Genomic DNA, 20343 nt, shown 5'->3' with positions numbered 1-20343 from the left:
GTTAATAAAGGCGCACAGTCGTATGGTGTGAGCGTGAAGAAGTACGCACCATTCCTGCTGATCGACGCCATTCTTGTCATAATCTTCTGCGCGATAGGGCGCCGTACCCACGAAGAAGCCAACGCGCTCGCCGGTCTGGCGAAGACATCCTGGCCCTTCCTGACCGGCCTGGTGATCGGATGGGCTGCCACGTTCGCGCTGTACCGCGACAAGTTCAACGCCGTTCTCCTTCTTCCCACCGGCATTGTCGTTTGGCTCGGCGCCGTCGTCATCGGCATGATCCTGCGAGTGTTGAGTGGCCAGGGCACCCAGTTCAGCTTCATCGTCGTCGCGACGCTGGTCCTCGGCGCGTTCCTTCTCGGTTGGCGCGCACTCGCTCCGCTGGTATCGAAAATCCGCACCAAGTCGTAACCAAACTCCACGGCTCGGAACTACCCGAAATGCTCGAGCACGTAGGACACTTTTCGGATGAGCAACACTACGGAGCCCGTCGAACGTAGCGAGAAAGAAGACCGGGGGTTCTTCGGCCAACCCTTTGCGCTGGCGAACCTGTTCGGCGTCGAGATGTGGGAGAGATTCTCCTTCTACGGGATGCAAGGCATCCTCATCTACTACCTGTACTACAGCGTCAGCGACGGCGGCCTCGGCATCAGTCAGGCGGCAGCGACCAGCATCGTCGGCGCGTACGGCGGCACCGTCTATCTGTCGACGATTCTCGGCGCGTGGGTGGCCGACCGACTTCTCGGCTCCGAGCGCACGCTCTTCTACAGTGCTTCGCTGGTGATGGCCGGCCACATCGCCTTGTCGGTTCTTCCCGGCATGTGGGGTGTCGGCGTCGGCCTGGTCATGGTCGCCTTCGGCAGTGGCGGCCTGAAGGCCAATGCGACCTCTCTGGTCGGAGATCTCTATTCCGAACAGGATGTTCGCCGCGACGCCGGATTCTCCATCTTCTACATGGGAATCAACATCGGCGGTCTTGTCGGCCCACTGCTCACCGGAGCCGTCCAGGACGCCTGGGGATTCCACGCCGGTTTTGCTCTCGCCGCGGTCGGCATGGCTCTCGGCCTGATCCAGTACACGCTGGGCCGCAAGCATCTTCACGGAATCGGTGCCGAGCCCGGCAACCCGTTGCCCGCAGACAAGCGCGCGCTCTACATCGGGATCGGCATTGCCGCGATCGTCGTCGTCGCGGTCGCCTCGATCACCGGTTTGATCACGGCCGACAACATGTCCGACGTCGTTGTCGGACTCACGATCGTCGCGTCCGTCGGTTACTTCCTCCTCATGCTCACCAGCAAGAAGGTGACCAAGGTCGAACGCAGTCGAGTCTTTGCGTTCATCCCGATGTTCATCGCGAGCGCGGCCTTCTGGTCGCTGTTTCAGCAGCAGTTCACTACCGTGCCGGTGATCTCCGACAAACTCCTGGACCGCAATCTCTTCGGTTGGGACTTCCCGCCGACGTGGGTGCAGTCGATCAACCCGGTGTTCATCATCATCTTTGCCGGCGTGTTTGCAGCGATGTGGACAAAACTCGGTGACCGTCAGCCGTCGTCGCCGATCAAGTTCGCGCTCGGTACCGGCACCATGGGTCTGGCGTTCCTGGCGTTCATCCCGATCACCGGTGGCGGACCGAACAGTGCACCGCTCCTCGGCCTGGCCGGCGTGCTTCTGCTCTTCACCTTCGCGGAACTCTTCCTGTCCCCCGTCGGCCTTTCCCTTGCAACCAAACTCGCGCCCGAGCATTTCCACACTCAGATGGTGGCGTTGTTCTTCTTGTCCGTTGCGTTGGGTTCTTCGATGGCGGGAACCTTGGCCGGTTACTTCGACATCGACGACAGTCGCCCGTTCTTCCTGATCATCGGTTTCTCGTCGATCGGAATCGGAGTGATTCTTGCTCTTGCCTCGCCGTGGATCAAGAAGCTGATGCAGGGCGTGAAGTAGACGGTCTCACTTCACCCACAACCACAGAGCCAACACGAATCCCGCTGTCGCCACTGCCACACGCAGTACCGATGGCGGGATTTTCTTGACGACGGGCGGGCCACACCACCCTCCGGCCAAAGCGCCGAGTGCCATCGCCAACGCGGCCACCCAATGCACCTGTCCGGAGAAGGCGAAGATGAGTGCAGCCACAAGATTGGCAATGCCGAGAAAGAAGCTCTTCAGGATCGTTGCACGCCACACCGTTTCGGAAGTGAGGATGAGCGTCGCGGCCAGGAAGATGACGCCGGCACCGGCACCGAAATAGCCGCCGTAGACCGCGACGGCAAACAGTGCTGCCGAGTAGATTCCGGGACGGTCACCGCCGCCGGACAACTCACGAATCTTCGGTTGCAGTAACAGCGCGAGCGAGGCGAACACGACCATCGCCGGCACAACGGATTCGAACGAACCTTCCGGTGCCAACCACAGAATCAGGGCACCGACGATGCCACCGGCAGCCGAATAGAGAGACCAGCGAACAAGTTTCGGACCGGTATCGGCAACTTCACGGGACGAGTTCGCCAATGCGCCGACGCCGACGGCCACCAACGCGACGGTATTGGTCATGTTCGCGCTGACCGGCGAGAGCCCGACGCTCAGCAGCGCCGGGTACGAGACGATCGATGCAAGACCGGTGACAAAACCGACTAGACCGCTGAAGAATCCCGCTACGACGAGGAAAAGGAAATCGAGCAGGTTCACGAACCAGGAATCTACTCGCGGTGCTTGGTACTACTTGTCGGCAGGCTTGCCGAGTTCCTGGAAGAGCTTGTCCGTCATCTGCATTGCTCGATCACCGCCGTCAGCGTCTGCGACGAACACTGCAAACGCGAAGTCTCCGCGTGATCCGTAGAACCAGCGATCGTCACCGCTCGCTGCGCCGGCCGCCATCATGTCCGGGTACCCAGCCAGTCCGCCGGCGCCTCGCATGGCGTCACGCAGACGATTGTTGACGTCGCCGGGCAATGCCGTCGGCGCGACGTCGGCGGTTGCCGGTTGTCCGAAGACCATCATCGGCAGCGGGGCACTGCCGCGGGCGATCGATGCCGCGAGCATCGCCATTCCGAACGGAGTCACGGTCGGCGCGCTCGCGTCGTTGGACGTCTTGTTGGCCATGACGTTGTTCATCGCCTGGTCCACGCCGGGACGGTTCGCGGCAAGCACTGCTGTCTGCTGTTCGAGTCCCTGAATGTGGAAGCCGTTGCCGAGTCCGAGTTGCTGCCCGGTGTCGGCCAACTGCTCGGCTGACACGCTGCCGGGGTCGACGCCGTTCTGCATCGACGATGCGAGACGGACCAGATCGAGTGCGCCGCCGGCCGGGCGCAACCCGGTGAAGGCGATCGGGCCCTGTTCGATGGCCTGATTGTTCTGTGCTGCAGCCAGAATGGCACCGTCCGACGGGCGGATCGCCACGATGGCCGCGGGAGTACCTGCACTGACGACAGCTTCGATCGCGGCGAGTTGAGCGTGCGAGTCGAGAGTCGCGGCGACATCGGGGCCGGGAGGTCCCTGGAAGCCGGCTTGCTTGATCGGGAATCCGTTGGGCTCGACCAGGTTGACCGCCCAGCCGGCGGTGGCGTCGCGATTGGCCTGCCACACGGTCCGCAGCGGGTCCAGCAACGGCGAGTTGATACGACGGTCGGAGGCGATCAGTTTGGGTGTCTTGACCACGACGACGCCGGGGATCGCAAAATCGCTTTCCAGGTAGGCGTAGTCGGGATCGCGGAGCAGTACGGCGGTGACGGGCTTGCCGGGGTTGGCGGCGAGGTCGGCCAACATCGACTCCGAAGTGACCAACGGTGCGACAGGTTCAAGCACCGTGGCGAGGCGACGAGTGGTGTCCACGGGGTCCGGCATGGTGGCCGGGTCGAGAGTGATCGCGTTGATGGTCTGCTCGTTCATGAGCAGGGTGCCGGTGCTGTCGACTACCTTCGGCGGCGCTGCGTCCGTGCGGGTGTACGAGACGGTGCGACCGTTGCCGAGGTCGGGAACGAGGACCGACGGGTCCCAGGACACCCGCCAGCCGACCGACAGATCGCGAACCTCACCCTGCGACTGGTAGCTCCAGTCCTTGCCTTCACCGAAGTTCCAGGACGCGTCGAGAGTGAAGAGTCCGGAGTCGCTACCCAGGTCCATGACCTGAGCGACGTCGAAGTCGGTGGACTTGGCGGCCAGTCCGTCGAACATCTGCTGGATCGACGGCCGCGCGGCGTTGGGGTACGACGTGAGCGCCGCGGCAGCTTCGGCGTCGTGGTTGTTGAGGGCGGTGACGAAGTCCTCCACCACCGAGGCGGCGTCGGATTTCTTCTCCCCACCGATGACACACGACGCGAGCGCCACTGTCAGAACGACAGCAGTTATCGACGCAACGACATATTTTCCACGACGGTTGTGCTGTCCTCCGGGCCCCATGCATGTAACTCTTTACTTCTGTCACACGAGTAACAAGCACGGGATGCCTACGAACGTGTCACGGTTGAGCTACGACGGTGTGATCCAACTGCAACGGAAAACAGGTTTCAGCGCAGAAAAGTACCCGCTACCTGCACTGCAGGTGAAGAGCTGTCCGCACCCGCGATGAATACCGCAAATGCGAGATCTCCCTTGATTCCGACAAACCACCCGTGTGCTGGACCACCTTCGGTTTCGGCCGTACCGGTCTTGCCCAGAAGCCCCGGAATGTCCTGCAACGACGTTGCCGTACCTCCTGTGACGGTCTCGCGCATCATCACCCGCAACTGTTCGGTCACCTCCGCGGGAGCAGGGGACACCGTCTGATCCGCGACACCGGCCTGTCCCTTGACCAACATCGGCGCGGGTGTCGTCCCGTTGGCGATCGAGGCCGCCACGAGAGCCATCCCGAAAGGCGTGGCGGTCACCGTGCCCTGTCCGATCGCGGACTCGACGCGTTCGGCGGGTGTGTTCGCGTCGGGGACGTTGCCCGTCACCGTCGTGAGGCCCGGAGTGACGTAGTCGACGCCAAGCCCGAACTGCAGAGCCGCGTTGTGTAGAGCATCGGCAGGCAGACCGACGGCCATCCTGGCCATGGTGGTGTTGCACGACTTCGCGAACGCGGTGTGCAGCGGAACCGATCCGAGGTCGAACTCGTCGTCGTTGGGGATCTGACGGCCCTCGATGTTCTCGGTACCCAGGCACGCCAGAACGGTGTCCGGTGTAGCGACGCCGGCTTGCAGCGCCGCGGAGGTCGTCACGGTCTTGAACGTGGACCCCGGCGGGTACAGGCCGGTCAACGCAATGGGGCCCTGTGCGTCGGCGGGGGCATTCTGGGCCACCGCCAACACCGCTCCGGTCGACGGCTGTAGCGCTACGATCGCCGCCTGTTGCGTCACCCCGGCGAGCGCGTTCTCGGCGGCGAGCTGCAGTGGTCGGTCGATGGTGGTCGCGATGTTCGGAGCAACCGGCCCGTCTTGGCCGGCGACGGTGGTGACGGTTCCGTTCTGCTTCACCTGCTGCACCGCCCAGCCTGCGGATTTGTCCTGCCCCTCCTGCCACAGATCGGACAGCCCACTGAACGTCGGCGACGCCAAAGTTTTGTCCACCGAGAGCAACCGCGCTTGCGGCGCCAAGCTCACTCCGGGAATCGCCGCCAACCGCTCTTCGATCGGTGCAAGATCCTCGGCACGCAAAGTGATTGCGGTGACCGGCTTCCCGTTCGCCGACGCAAGGTCGCCGCTGAGCGATGCCGCCGTGATCGTCGGTGCGACGGGCGAGAGCAGGGCGGCCACGGCTGCCGTGTCCACCGGAGGAACCGCAGCGGAATCCAGATTGACCAGCGTCACCACCTGTTGCTCCATGATCGGCTGACCCGCCGCGTCCAGCACGGACGGCGGCGCACCGGTCGTGGGCGTGTAGCGCAGAGTGGTCGAGGAGGTCAGGTCCGGGGCCAGCAGCGCCGGGTCCCACTGGATCAGCCAGTTGTCCCCGCTTTTCGACGCGCTTCCCTGCGTCGAGTAGTTCCAGTCCTGACCTTCACCGAACTTCCACGCCGCATCGAGTGTGAACGTCCCCGCAGAATCACCGGACTCGGTGGCGTCGGAGACGGTGAATGTTCCCTCGTCCTTGCCCAGCCCGTCGATCAGAGCCGAAATCGCAGTCGAGGCCGCCGCCGGATCGGTGGTCAGGGCTGCCGCCGCTTGTACGTCATCCGACGTGAGCGCGGAGGCGAACTCCTCTGCCACTGATTTCGGCTGATCAGGGCCAGAACTGCAGGCAACTACCGATCCTGCGGCCAATACCCCCAGAGCCACGGCAGCCACGGGACGACGGAAAGTTCGGAAGCTCTGACGAGCGTGTGAAAGGCGCACGACTCCGATCATGCCCGAATTTGTGGCGCCGGTTCGACTATCGGTGTAATCATGTAATCAGTGCAATAAACGCACGTCATGCTCCACCAGCTTTCCGAGGAGAACGCCATGAAGAACTCACAAACCTCCGGCGACCGCAGGTTCGGCCGTCCCGGAGGTTGGCAACAAGCATCGGTTCCCGACGCGAGTGATGCGTCCGACTGGTTTGCCGGTCGACTTCCAGATGACTGGTTCACCGGGACCGCCGACGTCCAGGTCGACCGCGAAGAAATCGTCGTGATCGGTGAACTCCCGTCAGTCGACGGTGGCGAGGCCGCCGCGGACGGAAGGATCTCGCGCTTTCGTGAAACCACGCGCGCCGACCGGATGCGCATCGCCGACGAAGCCGAGGCTCGCTACGGACGCAAGGTCGCCTGGGGTGTACGCCTGGACGAAAAGACCGTCCTGTTCACACATCTCGCAGTTCCGGTGATGACACGACTACGTCAGCCCGAACGCAAGGTTCTCGACACCTTGGTGGACGCGGGAGTTGCTCGCTCGCGAGCGGACGCTCTCATGTGGACAGTCCGGTTGGCGGGCAAGCACAGCGAACAATGGCTCACGGAACTCCGCGAAGCAATGTCGAAGGTCGACGATCTTCGGTCCGAAGGCCCGAAAATCTGAGGACCGTGCGATTTTCAGTAGACCGAGACTTCAACTCCACGAGTAGCTTTCGGAGCACGATACCTTTCCAACAAGGTCTCACAGCCTCGAACCAGCACCGCGACGTCGGTCCCGATTGCCACGAATCGACAACCGAGACCGATCGCAAAGTCGGCCACGGCGTCCGACCCCGCCAAAGTTCCCACCGGAACTCCGATTCGTGTGCACTCGTCCACCACGAATCGAAATGCCTCCTGCACCTGCGGATGCAGCGGCTGTCCGAGATGACCCGACGTCGCAGCGAGGTCCGACAAGCCCACAAAGACAGCGTCGATACCGGCTGTGCCCGCAATATCGCCGATGTTCGCCACAGCGCCGGGGGTTTCGATCTGCGCGATGAGAGTTATTCCGTCCGCGGAATTTTCGAGGTAGTCGACATCTCTGTTCCATCGTGAGGCGCGAGCGAGGGCGCTACCGACGCCGCGGTTCCCGAACGGCGGATATCGTGTTGCGGCAACGGCATCCCTCGCCGCTGAACCGGATTCGACCATCGGCAGCAGTAGCGTTCTCACGCCGATGTCCAGAAGTCTCTTGATATCAACGGCGTCGGTGCTCGGCGGGCGCACGATCGGTTCGACCGCATCAGCTGCAACAGCTCGCAACTGATCCGCCACCGACCGGAGGTCGTTCGGACCGTGCTCGGAGTCGATCAACACCCAGTCGAACCCGGCCCCGGCGCATATCTCGGCAGTGACCGCTTCACCGAGCCCGAGCCACAAACCGAGGGCGGGAGCAGTATCGGACCGAAGCGCGACCTTGAACGGCTTGGTTGTCATTGTTCCCCTTGTCCGGTCTCGGCGAACCGACACGAGACGGTGCCGAGCGAGCCGTAGTCGATGTGAAAGGTGTCCCCCGGCTGCGCCTGGATCGGACGGGTGAACGAGCCGGCAAGAATCACGTGGCCGGCTTTCAGTCCGACACCGAGACGTCCGAGTTTGTTCGCGAGCCACGCAACACCGATTGCCGGATGATTCAGGACCGCGGCAGCTACTCCGCTTTCCTCGACAACTGCGTTTCGATAGCAGAGCGCTGACACCCAGCGCAGATCGGTCTCGTTCGGTACCACCGGACGCCCACCGAGAATGATTCCGGCGTTCGCTGCATTGTCCGAGATGGTGTCGAACACTGTTCGTGTTCGACCTGATCCCGGGTCGACCTGCACGATCCGCGCGTCGATGATCTCCACCGCCGGAACGACATACCGCGTCGCGTCGAGTACGTCGTACAGTGTGACGCCGGGGCCACTGAGGTCCCGATCGAGGACAAACGCCAGCTCCACCTCCACCCGCGGAACAATGAAGCGCCCATTGGGTATCTTGGAACCGTCGGCAAAGAGCATGTCGTCGAGCAGTACCCCGTGGTCAGGTTCGGTGATGTTCGACGCACGCTGCATCACCTTCGAAGTCAACCCGATCTTGTGACCGATGATCGTCCTGCCCCTGGCAAGCTTTCTCGCGACCCATGCGGTCTGAATTGCATAGGCGTCGTCGAGGTCCATCTTCGGATATCCGAGGGAGAGCTGTCCGACCTGCACACCGGACAGCTCTGCTTGGTCGAGTTCTTCGGCGGCGGTCCGTATTTGACGTTCAGTCAGCATGACGCTCCTGCTGTCGAGATTTCTGGGGGAGGTGAGTGCAGCGATCCGCGCGCGAGACGCTTCCGCCGCATTGCCGCGGTCGGCCTGCAGACTTGTAAGCTCGATTCGTGGAAGCGACGGGAACAAATGCCGATCGGCGCGGCGCGGCGGGAACAAATGCCGAGCGCAGCAAACGGACTGCTGATGAAGCTATGGAACCCGTCCTGGCAATGTTCGACCAGTACGGATCTGCCGACGACCCTGCCGCTGCTCGACTGGGGCTGCTCGCGCTGTGGCTGGCCGACGACATCATCGGTTCGGTGAACCGAAGCCTCGAACCGTTCGAGATTTCCGAACGAAAGCTCGACGTTCTGCTCATCTTTGCCGCTCAGGCGATCAGCGACACAGACGAGCCGTACATGCGGCAGACACCGAGCGGCATCTCGGATTACTTCGGGATCTCCCGTGCCAGTGCAACCGGCGTCCTCGACTGGCTCGAGAAGCGCGAATTCGTCGAGCGCACTCGGACCGGGACCGACCGCCGGTCCACTCCCATCCAGATCACGGAAATCGGGAAAGGCACTGTCGCGGAGACGGTTCCTGCCTTCGAAGAGGCTTGCCGTGACCTCCTCGCCCCTCTGTCCGATCGAGACCGAAAAGACCTCGGCCGAATCCTCGGCAAGTGGTGGACTCATTTCAAAGATCCGGACACGACTGAAGGCTGATCGACCCGAGCGAGTCTGAACGGGTCGGAAGTGGTTGTGTACCAACCGCCACCGTGCATTCGCCCCACGAGATCGAGCGAAGCACCGTCGATGTGGCCTCGGCTCGGATCCAACACGTGCTCGTCGTCGACATGTGCGGTCGTGATCTCGCCGACCACGATCGATCGCCCGTAGCCGATCGACAACGTCTGTTGTTCCACGCATTCCAACGAAACTGGTGCTCTTGCCAACCGAGGGGGCGCAATGCTCTGTGAAGCAACCAGTTCCAGACCCGCGACAGCCGTTTCGTCGACTGCGGCTGGATAGTCTCCGGCGGTGATATTCATACTCTCGACAGACTCGAGATCTACAAGATTGATCACGAACTCACCTGTGTCGCCGATATTTCGAGCAGTATCCTTCGGAATTCCCTCACGAGCACCGATCCCGATGCACACGAGCGGTGGCGTCCCCGACATCAGATTGAAGAACGAGAACGGGGCGGCGTTCACCGAACCCCTGACGTCCACCGTCGTGATCCAGGCTATCGGTCTCGGAACGATGAGGGAGGCGAGGAGGTTGTAGCGAGACTTCGGTGCCATCTCCCCCACGTCGAAAATCATTCGTTCGCACCGGCCGCAGGCTGGGCGCGCAGGCTCTTACGGCATCTACACAATCCGACCTGGTGGAGTTCGACGAGGTTGCCGGCCGGGTCACGCACGAACAACTGCTTGAGGTCGGGCGAGGCGACGTTGTCCAGAGCAAAGTACTCAACACCGAGCTTGTCCAGTTCACGTTCGGCGGCCCCGATGTCAGCGACCGCGAGCGCTATGTGATTTTCCACCGGATCCTTGCCCGGCCCCTTGCTGTAGGGGGAAGGCCCGTCACTACCGAGAAGATGAATCTGCACGTCACTCGGAATATCGAGGAAGTAACCATGAATACCGGGAATGTGCCAGCGTCCCGCATCCTGGGTCAAATTGAGAACGTCCCGGTAGTAGTCGCGGGTTCGGTCGGCGATGTCATTCCCCATTCCCAACCCGATGTGATGCAACTCGAGTACCTCTACGGCCATGATTTCCTCCCTGATACTTGCTCGAATATTTAGTATGGCAGCCATACCATCTGGCAGGCGTAACAATGCCGATGCGTTTGCCTATTGTCAAGATCACAAGGAGCCGGACTCGAATAACCCATTGCACCGCCAGGTCGACCGCGTTAGCCTGGAACACGAATCATTCCCGATAGAACAGGAAACGGGCCGTTGCTCCTCTAGAGGTTCATCACGCGAAGGCACTCGCACCCATCAGCAATTGCTGAGCCGGGCGCACAGTCCAAGCACCCTCTGGAGTACTCATGACCCAATCCCATTCTTCTCTGTCGCTCTCGGATCTCACCTTCATCTGGCCGGACGGCGAATCAGTCTTTTCCCGCACCAACTTCGTATTCCCCAGTGGCCGTGTCGGTCTCGTGGGACTTAACGGATCAGGAAAGTCGACTCTGCTGCGATTGATCGCGGGAGAGCTCTCACCGGAATCCGGATCAGTAACCGCTTCCGGCGAGGTCGGCTACCTCCGTCAGGACATCACACTCGATCCGAGTGTTCGGGTGGACGGCATCCTCGGTATCCACGAACTACGAAACGCTTTGCACCGCATCGAAACCGGTGACGGATCCGAGTCCGACTTTGCACTCGTGGACAACAACTGGGATATCGAGGAGAGCGCTCTCTCCACCTTGCATCGACTCGGCCTCGCGAAGGTAGTTCCGGATACGGCGGCACTGAGCCGAACCGTCGGCACCCTCTCAGGCGGAGAGACCGTCCTACTCGGCCTGACCGCAACGCTGCTGAAGAATCCGCAGGTTCTGCTCCTCGACGAGCCGACCAACAACCTGGACCGCGACGCTCGATCACGAGTTCATGCTGCAGTCCAACAGTTTCCGGGAACCGTACTGATCGTCAGCCACGACCGGGAACTGCTCGACACCGCGGAGTACACGGTCGAACTACGTCGGGGCGATCTACGCGTGTTCGGCGGCAACTACTCGCACTACCAGGAGGTCGTGACCGCTGAGCAGGAAAACGCACTCGCCACTGTTCGCGACGCCAAGGCCGATCTGGCGAAGCAGAGCCGCGAGCTGATCGACGCTCGAACAAAGCTGGACCGACGTAAGCGCTATGGGCAGAAGATGTTCGAGAACAAGCGGGTGCCACTGATTATCGCGCAGGAACGAAAACGCCAAGCCCAAGTTTCGGCCGGAAAGCTGGCCCTCAACCATATCGGGAAGGTGGACGAGGCCAAGTCCGCCCTGTCGGAGGCAGAGGAACTCCTTCGAGACGATCGCGAGATTCGCCTGGACCTTCCTGCTACAGAGGTTCATCCGGGGCAGCAGGTTGCGCGGCTCGCCGAGGTGACGTTGCGGAGCGGCCAAGTGGTGTCGCTCCAGATCACCGGGCCGGAGCGGATTTCGCTACTGGGGCGCAATGGAATCGGCAAGACAACGTTGCTCGATGCACTCGCTGCGTCGACTCCGTTCGTAGCCTCTCGTGCGCTCCCCCAACGTCTCGACGTGTTCGACGAGGATCTCTCGGTGGCGGACAACGTCGCTTTGGCCGCGCCACATGCAACAGCCGAGGAAATTCGTGGGCAGTTGGCACGGTTCCTTTTCCGGGGAGCGGATTCCGACGTGTTGGCTTCTGCGCTCTCCGGCGGTGAACGATTGCGCGCGGCGTTAGCGACGATCCTTCTGGCCGAACCCGCGCCCCAGCTGCTTCTTCTCGACGAGCCGACCAACAACCTGGACCTACCGAGTCTCACCCACCTCACGCAGGCACTTTCCGATTTCCGCGGTGCCATGGTGGTGGTGAGTCACGATCTGCCGTTCCTGCGCGACATCGGCATAACGCGGTGGATCAGCATGGACGAGAATGGTATTCAGGACATCGATCCCGAGTAGGCCGACGGTTGACGCTATCGGTGCGAGACGGTCTGGCCTTACTGTGGGGCGATGTGCCTTCACCTCGACGCAACCGCCGCGCTGTCGATCGCAGGTTGGGTTCGCGAAGAACCTACTCGATCGGCCTCTGCCCCAGTTCCGCAACCGCTGGTCGGCGTTTGTGATCAACTCATCGTGTGGGCGAGTTCGTTCTCCGTACTTGCCAGTTCCGACGACCAGGTGTGGTTTCTCTCGGCGGAGAACTATGCCGGTGGAGTCGGCGTCAGCGATGAGGCGTTTCCTTGGAATGCGTTCCGGCACGAGAGCCTGGCGGTCGCTTCCGGGCCGGCTGAGCGCGCGGCGATCAACGCCTTCTGGTCCACTCACCTCCCGGTTCTGCTGTCGGTACGCAATGGGTACGAGTACCTGGCGCTCGCACCGGACGGTCAGGTTGTCCGTGGGGGAGAGCCTGAGTTCGAGGAGGTCACCGTAGTTGCCACTGATTTCGAGGCTCTGCTTCGGGGCATAGCCGCAGGCGTCAGCACGGCAGACCCCTTCACCGATGCACTGCTTGGAACGGTGGGTACTGCCCGGCCGGGCAGTGACCGGTAGCTCTGAGGGAGGCCGAGTTGATTGCTCGACTGGTCGTGAAAGTTCACGGCATCCGCCGGAACGGCTCCGGACGACTACTCGAGTTCGTGTGCGCAGTAGCTGGCACCCATACTGGACGGGTGTTGCACGACGTGAGAAATCCGGTGGACGGTGCGCGGATCGCCTATCAGATCGTGGGCGATGGCCCACCCCTGTTGATGGTGCACGGCACAGCGTTGTCGCGCTCCATCTGGCGTGGCTTCGGGTACGTCAAGGCGCTCCAGGAACAGTATCGTCTGATCCTCGTCGACATGCGGGGTCACGGACGCAGTGACAAACCACACGACTCCGATTCGTATGCAATGGATCTGGTGGTCGGCGATCTCCTGGAGATCCTCGACACGGAGTCTCCGTTCGAACCGGCGCACGTCCTCGGATACTCGTTCGGCGGGCGCTCGGTGATGTCGCTGACTGTCGAGCACTCCGAACGGGTGCGATCGCTGACCGTCGGGGGCGGTAGTAGCCGGCCGATGACGGGGGCGTTCGACGCATTGTTCTTCCCAGGCTGCATCGACGCACTCGAAAGCGGCGGTATCGAGGGGTTTCTGAGCGGTTGGGGCGCGAGGCGCGGCAAACCGGTGGATCCACAGACTGCGACTGCCTTTCGAATCAACGATGCCCTCGCACTCGCGGCCTACATGCGCCGGGCCGAGAAGGAGCAGGGCATCGACGACGCCGTGCTTCAACGGATCACCACACCGGCGTTGTTGTTCGTCGGATCGAGAGATCGCGAGCGCCTGCCGGATACCGAGCATCTCGCGTCGCTGATCCCGGACAGTGCCTTGACTGTGATCGAGGGGGCTGACCACGCGAGCGCAGTCGCGGACTCCGAAGCTGTGCTGCGTGCGCTCGTTCCGTTCCTGAGCGGACAGTAGTCCGCCTTCCTCCGCTCACTACTGCGGTGTGAGCACTCTCGACTCGAACGCGGTCACCGGTGGTTGCCGCAAGTCCAAGCGTCGCAGCAACTGGGCATTCGCGGCAACGACCACAGTGGATACCGACATCAGGATTGCTCCGACCTCCATCGGCAGCACAAACCCGACGGGCGCCAGTACTCCCGCAGCGAGGGGAACCGAGATCGCGTTGTATCCCGCTGCCCACCAGAGGTTCTGAACCATCTTGCGGTAGGTGGCGCGGGACAGCTCGATGACCGAGCTCACCGAACGCGGATCATCGCTGGCCAGAACAACTCCCGCCGACGCGATCGCCACGTCGGTTCCGGCACCGATCGCGATACCCACATCCGCCTGGGCGAGTGCCGGCGCATCGTTGACCCCGTCACCGACCATCGCCACGCGGTGGCCCGCAGCCTGAAGCCGAGATACCTGCGCGCCCTTGTCCTGAGGAAGCACCTCGGCGAAGACCTCGTCAATTCCGAGTCTGCGGGCGACCGAATGAGCCACGGCCTCCGCGTCTCCGGTGACCATGGCCACTCGAACACCGCGAGCGTGGAGGGCGTCGACGGCCAATGCTGATTCCGGGCGAATCTCGTCGGCCAATGCCAATGCGCCGATTACCTTCTCGTCACGCACTACATGCAGGACCGTCGACCCGTCACTGAGCCACTCTTCGGTCCCCGGGATCGCTGTGGCCCCGACCGATCTCAACATCCCCGGTCCGCCGACACCGACGCGTGAGCCGCCGACGTCCGCAGCAACCCCGATCCCGTTGTGCGCCTGAAAGTCGGAACCCGAAGTGAATTCGAGCGACAAGTCCCGCGCTGCTGCGACGACGGCGCGCCCGAGTGGATGTTCGCTGTCGAATTCGACGGCAGCTGCTGCGCTGAGAACTTCGTCGTCGGAGTACCCGTCGACGCCGCGCACACCGACCACTGCGGGCTCCCCCTTGGTGAGAGTGCCGGTCTTGTCGAAGAGAACGGTGTCTACGTTGCGCATCGCCTCGAGGGCCATGCGGTCGGTGATCAGAATCCCAGCCCGAGCTGCTCGTTCCGTCGCGATGGAGACGACCAGCGGAATCGCCAACCCGAGCGCGTGCGGGCAGGCGATCACCAGAACGGTGATCGTCCGGGTGACTGCGCTCTCCGGTGTGCCCCAGATACTCCAGGCGATCGCGGTCAGCACTGCCGCGCCCAGTGCGTACCAGAACAGCAGAGCAGCGGCCTTGTCCGCCAACACCTGAGCACGACTCGACGAGTTCTGGGCCTGTTCGACCAGGCGCCGAATACCGGCGAGCGCGGTGTCTTCTCCCACAGCGGTGACTCGAAGCCGAAGTGCCGAGTCGGTGGCTACGGTGCCGGCCACCACCTGATCTCCGACAGTCCGCCGGACGGTCTTCGACTCGCCCGTGATCATGGATTCGTCCATGTCGGCGCTTCCCTCGACGACCGTTCCGTCCGAGGGAACGCGGGCGCCGGGACGAACTATCACCAGGTCGCCGGTGGCCAGAGCTGCGGTGGGCACGGTTTCCACCGACTCCCCCACCACCCGTTCGGCCTCGTCGGGCAGCAAAGCGGCAAGCGAATCCAAGGCGCTCGATGTCTGACTGAGCGAACGCATCTCGATCCAGTGACCCAACAACATGATCACGATCAGAAGCGCGAGCTCCCACCAGAAATCAAGAGTGTGATCCACCCAGTGCAGACTTGCAGCCCAAGAAGCGAAGAAGGCAACGGTGATGGCAAGTGCGATCAGAAGCATCATTCCGGGTTGCCGAGAACGTATTTCGGCGACAGCGCCGGTGAGGAACGGCTTGCCTCCCCAGAGGTACATCACGGTGCCGAGCACCGGTGAGATCCATTCCACCAGAGAGTTTTCCGGCAATGTGTACCCGACCAGATCAGCGAACATCGCATCTGCCGCAACAACCGGAACTGCGATTACCAGCATGACTGCAAACAACGTCCGGAACTGTGCGACATGATCCGCGTGACCACCGTGTGCACCGTGTTCCATCTGGCTATGGCCCATCGCGCTATGATCCGTCTCGCTATGGTCCATCTGACTGTGATCCATGTGGCGGTCATCCCCTCGCGTGTGATTTCGGCACTGCAGCGGTCAAACCATCAGCCTCGAACGTATGCCCGACTCGGCCACCGAGCAAGGTCACGCGGCCGAGGTCAACCGTTCATTTCTCCTTCAACATCGCTTCCATCTGAGTGATTTCCGCCTGCTGACCGGCAATGATCGCTTCTGCCATCTTTTCCGCCGATGGATCGAGCCCGTTGTCGAGTTCGGTCTGGGACATGGTGATGGCACCCTTGTGGTGCTCGATCATCATCGTCAGCCACAACTTGTCGAACTCCGCGCCACTGGCGTCGGTGAGGGCGGTCATGTCGTCGGCCGACATCATGCCCGGCATCTCGGCCATCCCGACGCCGTGTCCCGCATGCGCCGAATCATCCATGCCCTCCATCGAACTCGACGAAGGATCGGGGCGTCCCCACTTCGTCAGCAATTCCGTCATCTGAGCCATTTCCGGGCCTTGCGCTGCTTCTATCTGCGCTGCGAGAGAGAGAAGTTCGGCATTGTCGGTTCGACCGTCGACCATTCTGGCCATGTCCAATGCCTGCGCGTGATGCGGGTACATCCCTTCGAGAAACTCGATGTCGGCAGCATTGACACCCGCAGGAATCTCCGACTGTGCTGCGACGCTGGTTGTTTCGGAAGAATGGTTGACGCTCTCCCCGGAGTTGTCCGAGCATCCGGCAATCAACAGTGCTGCCGCTACCACAACCGGTACGAACCGTGCGGCGCTCTTCCTGACCGTCAAAGACATGTTTCACTCCCGAGAATTGATTCTGTTCGATATGCACTGCACCACAATTGATTTGACAACAATGCTGCACATGCACAGTTGCCACGTTACCGGCGAAAATCCACCTCGAAGCCCGATAACCGGCCCAAACAGGCTTCCTTCATCGAATCTTCACAGTCGAGCGGAAACCACCACACGACAGCAATGCAGACACGCAGTCGACTAACCTCGGTTTGATGAGCGCCGAACTACGACCGGGTGAGGAACCGGGGCGTGTACTTGTCGTCGACGACGAGACTGCCCTCGCGAAGGTTGTCGCCAACTATCTGACACGCGAAGGATTCACCGTTCGCCTCGCCCACGACGGGCCGAGCGCAGTACGCTCGGTGCGCGAATTCGAGCCCGCGCTGATCGTGCTCGATCTGATGCTCCCGGGCTTCGACGGCATGGAAGTCTGCCGACGAATCCGCACCTTCTCGGACGCGTACATCCTGATGCTCTCCGCCCGCGGTGAAGAGTCGGACAAGGTGACGGGTCTGGCGGCCGGCGCGGATGACTACGTGGTCAAACCCTTCGGCCCCCGCGAGTTGGTTGCGCGAGTGAAAGCTCTGCTCAGACGGCCACGCGCGTCGAGTTTGCTGCCGAAAGTGCTGCCAACGCCTCCCGGACTCGACATCGACGTCCTGGCCCGCACGGTCCGTGTCGACAACAACCTGGTCGATCTGACCCCCACCGAGTTCACCCTGTTGTCCGCGCTCGCATCCCGACCCGACGCAGCCTGGAGTCGGGCCGAGATCATCGCCTCGGTGTGGGGGTCGTCCTGGTTCGGGGACCAGCACATCGTCGACGTCCATGTCCGTGCATTACGCCGCAAACTCGGCGACGACGCGACCGATCCGCGGTTCATCAGAACCGTCAGGGGCGTCGGATACTCCCTGAGGTCGTCATGAACACGGTCGTCATGAACGCGGTCGTCATGAACGCGGTCGTCATGAAAAGACTCGGGCTACGCGGAAAACTACTGCTCGCGCAGCTCGCCGTCCTGGTCGTCGCCTGCCTCGTCATCGCCGCCGTTGCCATCGCCGTCGCTGCCCCGCTCTTTCACAACCACCTCATGATGGCCGGCATCGAAGACTCGAATGTCCGTACCCACACCGAAGAAGCATTCGCTCAGACCATGACCATTGCTCTGTTGTGCGGGATCGCGGTCGCGCTGGTGGGCGCAGGCATCGCCGCGGTCTACATCGTCCGACGCGTCACGGCACCGATCACCATGCTGGCAGAGGCGGCGCAAAGCGTCGCCGACGGGAACTTCGACGTGACTATCGGCAGGTCCGACGTAGATGCCGATTTCACGCGTCTCGAAACGGCATTCGCCGACATGGCTGCACGCCTTGATCATTCGGATCGGGTCCGCAAACGACTGCTTGCCGACCTTGCCCACGAATTGCGCACTCCGGTATCGACTTTGGCTGCGTACGTGGACGGTATCGAGGACGGAGTTGTGCCGACAGATCCTTCGTCGTGGTCGGTGATGCGCGATCAACTCGAACGCCTGCGTCGGCTGTCGTGCGATCTGGCGGACGTCTCCGCTGCCGACGAACACGCTCTCGAACTCGATCGCCGGACCGAGAATCTCGACGACATCGTCTGCAGCGCAACGGCAGCAGCGGGGCCACGTTTTGCCGATCGTGGAGTCGAATTGACAACCGCCCTGCCTCCGCAACCGGTCACGGCCGAGGTCGATCGCCAACGAATCGAACAGATCCTCGCCAACCTGCTCGAAAACGCGTTGCGGCACACTCCAACCGGAGGTTCGGTGACGGTGACACTCGCACGGGAAGGTGATCACCTCACGGTGTCCGTCACTGATACCGGTGACGGAATTCCCGCAGACCAACTCGAATCCGTCTTCGACCGTTTCCATCGCGGTGATCGATCCGACGGCTCTGGTTTGGGACTCACCATTGCGAGGAGCCTCGCGCTGGCGCATGGCGGCAACCTGACGGCCCGCCGCAACGAGCAGCCGCTCGGCAGCACGCTCGTCCTCACTGTGCCGATGGGACTCAGGCAGCTGCCTTGAACGGATCGTGCTCGGCGATCAACTTCTCGAGTCGAGCCTCGTCCACTCGAACCCTGACGGTAGACGCCTCCTGCTGATCACGAATCACCTTGGCCAACGTGAACGTACTGGTGACCAAGAACAGCAAGGACATTCCGAGAAATCCGCGTTGCCACGCATCGATCGGAAGATACGCAATTCCGAGGAGGGTGCCGACAAAACTGACGGCAAAGGCTATTCCGGCCTGCAGATAGAAGGCTGCAGTGGTCTTCGAAGGTGTTGTCGGTGTGCTCATGCTTCGAAGTCTGCTCGCCCATCCCGGCACTCGGATGCGTAGTCCTACTCGAGTGCGCACGGTACTTCCCCGGCACAAATCAGATGCCGTTACCCATCCTGGTGGATAGTCTCGGTCCGGTATCCGGAGTTGTTCCAGAACAGTTGTTGTTCGACAACAGTCAGACGGCAGGAGTGATCGATGACCCGCAGACATATCGCCATGGTGAGCATTCCGGCACCTGGCCACGTCAATCCAAGCCTGGCGATCATCGCGCGTCTCGTCGCCGCCGGTCACCGCGTCACCTACGCCAACGACGAGTCGATGCGCGAGGTCATCGAGGCGACCGGGGCCGAATTCGCACCGTACGTCTCCACGCTGCCCAGCCTCGTTCCTTCCCCTGACGGCGCCGAACCGGAGAAGAGTTGGGATGGGGATCTGATCGATCAGTTGACGATTTTCCAGGACGACTACGAGGCGATGCTGCCGCAGCTGCGCCAAATCTACGACGACGACCGTCCCGACCTCTTTCTCTACGACATCGCCGGGATCCCCGCGCGAATACTGGCTCAGCAGTGGAACGTTCCCATCATCCAGTTGTCGCCGACGTATGTTGCCTGGGACGGCTACGAAGCCGACGCCGCACCGATGTACGACGAGATTCGTTCCGATCCGAGAGGCGTCGACCTGCTCGATCGGGAGGCCCGGTTCTTCCGCGCCGAAGGCGTCGAGGTCGATCCGCGTGAGTTCACCGGACGCCCACCCCGTGCAATCGTGCTGATCGCAGAATCGATGCAGCCCAACGCCGATCGAGTGAACCGCGACGTCTACACGTTTGTCGGCCCCGCACTCGAACCGAGCAATCAACCCTGGGTGAACCCGGATCCCGAACGCAAGCTTGTGTTGATTTCGCTGGGTTCAGCCTTCACCGATCATCCGGATTTCTATCGCACCTGCGTCGAGGCTTTCGGCCAGACGGACGGCTGGCACGTCGTCCTCCAGATCGGAAAGCAGGTGCAGATCTCGGATCTCGGACCACTGCCCGCCAACGTCGAAATACACCGCTGGGTACCGCAGTTCGCGATTCTGCAGCAGGCCGACGCATTCGTGACCCACGCGGGTATGGGCGGATCCAGCGAGGGGCTCGTGACCGGCACGCCCATGATCGCGGTGCCGCAAGCCGTCGATCAGTTCGGCAACGCCGACTCGCTCGTCGACGCCGGTGTCGCAGTACGCGTCGACGGCGCCACCGTCACGGCAGTAGAGCTTCGTGAGGCGCTGACTCGGGTGAGCTCGGACGAGTTCCGCCGACGCAGTGCAGAGTTGGCAAAAGAACTCGCAGCGGCGGGCGGTGTATCTCGTGCCGTCGAGTTGATCGAGTCCGCCCTGCCAGACAGCGGGCGGCGGTAGTGGTG

General features: G+C 62.2%; 20 protein-coding genes. 10 read left to right on the top strand and 10 right to left on the bottom strand.

The window, feature by feature from the left end; translation table 11 throughout:
• Nucleotides 1-33 precede the first annotated feature (33 nt).
• Both ABX74_RS14900 and ABX74_RS14895 read left to right on the top strand, forming a co-directional pair.
• Complete coding sequence (locus ABX74_RS14900; RefSeq protein ID WP_047889123.1) at nt 34-411, top strand: DUF3054 domain-containing protein; 378 nt, start codon at nt 34-36, stop codon at nt 409-411.
• A gap of 57 nt (nt 412-468) precedes the next feature.
• Nucleotides 469-1941 (top strand): peptide MFS transporter, encoded by a 1473-nt coding sequence (locus tag ABX74_RS14895; protein ID WP_047889122.1) that lies wholly within the window; start codon nt 469-471, stop codon nt 1939-1941.
• Nucleotides 1942-1947: 6 nt separating this feature from the next.
• Here the strand turns inward: ABX74_RS14895 and ABX74_RS14890 are convergent, their stop codons facing one another.
• From ABX74_RS14890 to ABX74_RS14880, 3 genes are all read right to left on the bottom strand, one after another.
• On the bottom strand, nt 1948-2685 hold the full coding sequence (locus ABX74_RS14890) for a sulfite exporter TauE/SafE family protein (RefSeq protein ID WP_047889121.1): 738 nt from the start codon (nt 2683-2685) through the stop codon (nt 1948-1950).
• Between the two features lie 30 nt (nt 2686-2715).
• On the bottom strand, nt 2716-4395 hold the full coding sequence (locus ABX74_RS14885; protein ID WP_047889120.1) for an NTF2-like N-terminal transpeptidase domain-containing protein: 1680 nt from the start codon (nt 4393-4395) through the stop codon (nt 2716-2718).
• 107 nt (nt 4396-4502) lie between these two features.
• Nucleotides 4503-6320 (bottom strand): penicillin-binding transpeptidase domain-containing protein, encoded by a 1818-nt coding sequence (locus ABX74_RS14880; protein WP_047889119.1) that lies wholly within the window; start codon nt 6318-6320, stop codon nt 4503-4505.
• Nucleotides 6321-6416: 96 nt separating this feature from the next.
• Here ABX74_RS14880 and ABX74_RS14875 point away from each other — a divergent pair, with 96 nt between their 5' ends.
• Nucleotides 6417-6971, top strand: a complete 555-nt coding sequence (locus tag ABX74_RS14875; protein WP_047889173.1) for a hypothetical protein — start codon at nt 6417-6419, stop codon at nt 6969-6971.
• Between the two features lie 14 nt (nt 6972-6985).
• On the opposite strand, the gene ABX74_RS14870 is transcribed toward ABX74_RS14875, so the two are convergent.
• Together ABX74_RS14870 and hpaH are read right to left on the bottom strand one after the other, a co-directional pair.
• The gene (locus tag ABX74_RS14870; RefSeq protein WP_020906392.1) at nt 6986-7786 is read right to left on the bottom strand and encodes an HpcH/HpaI aldolase family protein; all 801 of its coding nucleotides are present in this window, start codon (nt 7784-7786) and stop codon (nt 6986-6988) included.
• Nucleotides 7783-8607, bottom strand: coding sequence for a 2-oxo-hept-4-ene-1,7-dioate hydratase (gene hpaH / locus ABX74_RS14865; RefSeq protein ID WP_047889118.1), 825 nt, complete (start codon nt 8605-8607; stop codon nt 7783-7785). The genes ABX74_RS14870 and hpaH overlap by 4 nt, the downstream gene beginning before the upstream one ends.
• 107 nt (nt 8608-8714) lie before the next feature.
• Between hpaH and ABX74_RS14860 the strand changes: the two genes are divergently transcribed.
• The gene (locus ABX74_RS14860; protein ID WP_019747090.1) at nt 8715-9311 is read left to right on the top strand and encodes a MarR family winged helix-turn-helix transcriptional regulator; all 597 of its coding nucleotides are present in this window, start codon (nt 8715-8717) and stop codon (nt 9309-9311) included.
• Here ABX74_RS14860 and ABX74_RS14855 read toward each other — a convergent pair.
• On the bottom strand, nt 9278-9913 hold the full coding sequence (locus ABX74_RS14855; protein WP_047889117.1) for a flavin reductase family protein: 636 nt from the start codon (nt 9911-9913) through the stop codon (nt 9278-9280). The two genes, ABX74_RS14860 and ABX74_RS14855, sit on opposite strands and share 34 nt — an antisense overlap.
• Nucleotides 9910-10365 carry a VOC family protein gene (locus tag ABX74_RS14850; RefSeq protein WP_019747088.1) on the bottom strand — a complete coding sequence of 152 codons (456 nt, stop codon included), beginning with the start codon at nt 10363-10365 and terminating at the stop codon, nt 9910-9912. Before ABX74_RS14850 ends, ABX74_RS14855 begins: the two co-directional genes overlap by 4 nt.
• A gap of 281 nt (nt 10366-10646) precedes the next feature.
• Between ABX74_RS14850 and ABX74_RS14845 the strand changes: the two genes are divergently transcribed.
• The 3 genes from ABX74_RS14845 to ABX74_RS14835 all read left to right on the top strand — a co-directional run bounded on the left by ABX74_RS14845 (nt 10647) and on the right by ABX74_RS14835 (nt 13753).
• The gene (locus ABX74_RS14845) at nt 10647-12248 is read left to right on the top strand and encodes an ABC-F family ATP-binding cassette domain-containing protein (RefSeq protein ID WP_047889116.1); all 1602 of its coding nucleotides are present in this window, start codon (nt 10647-10649) and stop codon (nt 12246-12248) included.
• 51 nt (nt 12249-12299) lie between these two features.
• On the top strand, nt 12300-12839 hold the full coding sequence (locus tag ABX74_RS14840; protein ID WP_021343034.1) for a hypothetical protein: 540 nt from the start codon (nt 12300-12302) through the stop codon (nt 12837-12839).
• A gap of 143 nt (nt 12840-12982) precedes the next feature.
• Nucleotides 12983-13753 carry an alpha/beta fold hydrolase gene (locus ABX74_RS14835; protein WP_047889172.1) on the top strand — a complete coding sequence of 257 codons (771 nt, stop codon included), beginning with the start codon at nt 12983-12985 and terminating at the stop codon, nt 13751-13753.
• An 18-nt stretch (nt 13754-13771) separates the two neighbouring features.
• Here the strand turns inward: ABX74_RS14835 and ABX74_RS14830 are convergent, their stop codons facing one another.
• On the bottom strand, nt 13772-15850 hold the full coding sequence (locus ABX74_RS14830; protein ID WP_047889115.1) for a heavy metal translocating P-type ATPase: 2079 nt from the start codon (nt 15848-15850) through the stop codon (nt 13772-13774).
• A gap of 112 nt (nt 15851-15962) precedes the next feature.
• Nucleotides 15963-16613 carry a DUF305 domain-containing protein gene (locus tag ABX74_RS14825; protein ID WP_047889114.1) on the bottom strand — a complete coding sequence of 217 codons (651 nt, stop codon included), beginning with the start codon at nt 16611-16613 and terminating at the stop codon, nt 15963-15965.
• A gap of 215 nt (nt 16614-16828) precedes the next feature.
• Between ABX74_RS14825 and ABX74_RS14820 the strand changes: the two genes are divergently transcribed.
• Together ABX74_RS14820 and ABX74_RS14815 are read left to right on the top strand one after the other, a co-directional pair.
• Nucleotides 16829-17542 (top strand): response regulator transcription factor, encoded by a 714-nt coding sequence (locus ABX74_RS14820; protein WP_047889113.1) that lies wholly within the window; start codon nt 16829-16831, stop codon nt 17540-17542.
• A complete protein-coding gene (locus ABX74_RS14815) occupies nt 17539-18675 on the top strand; it encodes a sensor histidine kinase (RefSeq protein WP_223257923.1) in 1137 nt (378 codons plus the stop codon). The genes ABX74_RS14820 and ABX74_RS14815 overlap by 4 nt, the downstream gene beginning before the upstream one ends.
• On the opposite strand, the gene ABX74_RS14810 is transcribed toward ABX74_RS14815, so the two are convergent.
• Nucleotides 18659-18949: a YiaA/YiaB family inner membrane protein gene (locus tag ABX74_RS14810; RefSeq protein ID WP_003945505.1), complete on the bottom strand. Its 291-nt coding sequence runs from the start codon at nt 18947-18949 to the stop codon at nt 18659-18661. The genes ABX74_RS14815 and ABX74_RS14810 overlap by 17 nt on opposite strands.
• 180 nt (nt 18950-19129) lie before the next feature.
• Here ABX74_RS14810 and ABX74_RS14805 point away from each other — a divergent pair, with 180 nt between their 5' ends.
• Nucleotides 19130-20338: a macrolide family glycosyltransferase gene (locus ABX74_RS14805; protein WP_047889112.1), complete on the top strand. Its 1209-nt coding sequence runs from the start codon at nt 19130-19132 to the stop codon at nt 20336-20338.
• Nucleotides 20339-20343 lie beyond the last annotated feature (5 nt).

Source organism: Rhodococcus sp. ARP2 (assembly GCF_001029585.1).
In the GTDB taxonomy this organism is placed as follows: Bacteria; Actinomycetota; Actinomycetes; order Mycobacteriales; family Mycobacteriaceae; genus Rhodococcus_F; species Rhodococcus_F erythropolis.
Note: the sequence above shows the minus strand (reverse complement) of the source record. Positions and strands in the feature narration are given on the sequence as shown.

Bases quoted from the DNA above. Each gene is read 5' to 3' on its own strand.
- ABX74_RS14885 (WP_047889120.1), bottom strand. From the start codon at position 4,395: ATGGGGCCCGGAGGACAGCACAACCGTCGTGGAAAATATGTCGTTGCG.
- ABX74_RS14805 (WP_047889112.1), top strand. From the start codon at position 19,130: ATGACCCGCAGACATATCGCCATGGTGAGCATTCCGGCACCTGGCCAC.
- ABX74_RS14855 (WP_047889117.1), bottom strand. From the start codon at position 9,913: ATGATTTTCGACGTGGGGGAGATGGCACCGAAGTCTCGCTACAACCTC.
- ABX74_RS14850 (WP_019747088.1), bottom strand. From the start codon at position 10,365: ATGGCCGTAGAGGTACTCGAGTTGCATCACATCGGGTTGGGAATGGGG.
- ABX74_RS14880 (WP_047889119.1), bottom strand. From the start codon at position 6,320: ATGATCGGAGTCGTGCGCCTTTCACACGCTCGTCAGAGCTTCCGAACT.
- ABX74_RS14840 (WP_021343034.1), top strand. From the start codon at position 12,300: ATGTGCCTTCACCTCGACGCAACCGCCGCGCTGTCGATCGCAGGTTGG.
- ABX74_RS14815 (WP_223257923.1), top strand. From the start codon at position 17,539: ATGAACACGGTCGTCATGAACGCGGTCGTCATGAACGCGGTCGTCATG.
- ABX74_RS14830 (WP_047889115.1), bottom strand. From the start codon at position 15,850: ATGGATCACAGTCAGATGGACCATAGCGAGACGGATCATAGCGCGATG.
- ABX74_RS14845 (WP_047889116.1), top strand. From the start codon at position 10,647: ATGACCCAATCCCATTCTTCTCTGTCGCTCTCGGATCTCACCTTCATC.
- ABX74_RS14875 (WP_047889173.1), top strand. From the start codon at position 6,417: ATGAAGAACTCACAAACCTCCGGCGACCGCAGGTTCGGCCGTCCCGGA.
- ABX74_RS14870 (WP_020906392.1), bottom strand. From the start codon at position 7,786: ATGACAACCAAGCCGTTCAAGGTCGCGCTTCGGTCCGATACTGCTCCC.
- ABX74_RS14895 (WP_047889122.1), top strand. From the start codon at position 469: ATGAGCAACACTACGGAGCCCGTCGAACGTAGCGAGAAAGAAGACCGG.
- hpaH (WP_047889118.1), bottom strand. From the start codon at position 8,607: ATGCTGACTGAACGTCAAATACGGACCGCCGCCGAAGAACTCGACCAA.
- ABX74_RS14810 (WP_003945505.1), bottom strand. From the start codon at position 18,949: ATGAGCACACCGACAACACCTTCGAAGACCACTGCAGCCTTCTATCTG.
- ABX74_RS14820 (WP_047889113.1), top strand. From the start codon at position 16,829: ATGAGCGCCGAACTACGACCGGGTGAGGAACCGGGGCGTGTACTTGTC.
- ABX74_RS14825 (WP_047889114.1), bottom strand. From the start codon at position 16,613: ATGTCTTTGACGGTCAGGAAGAGCGCCGCACGGTTCGTACCGGTTGTG.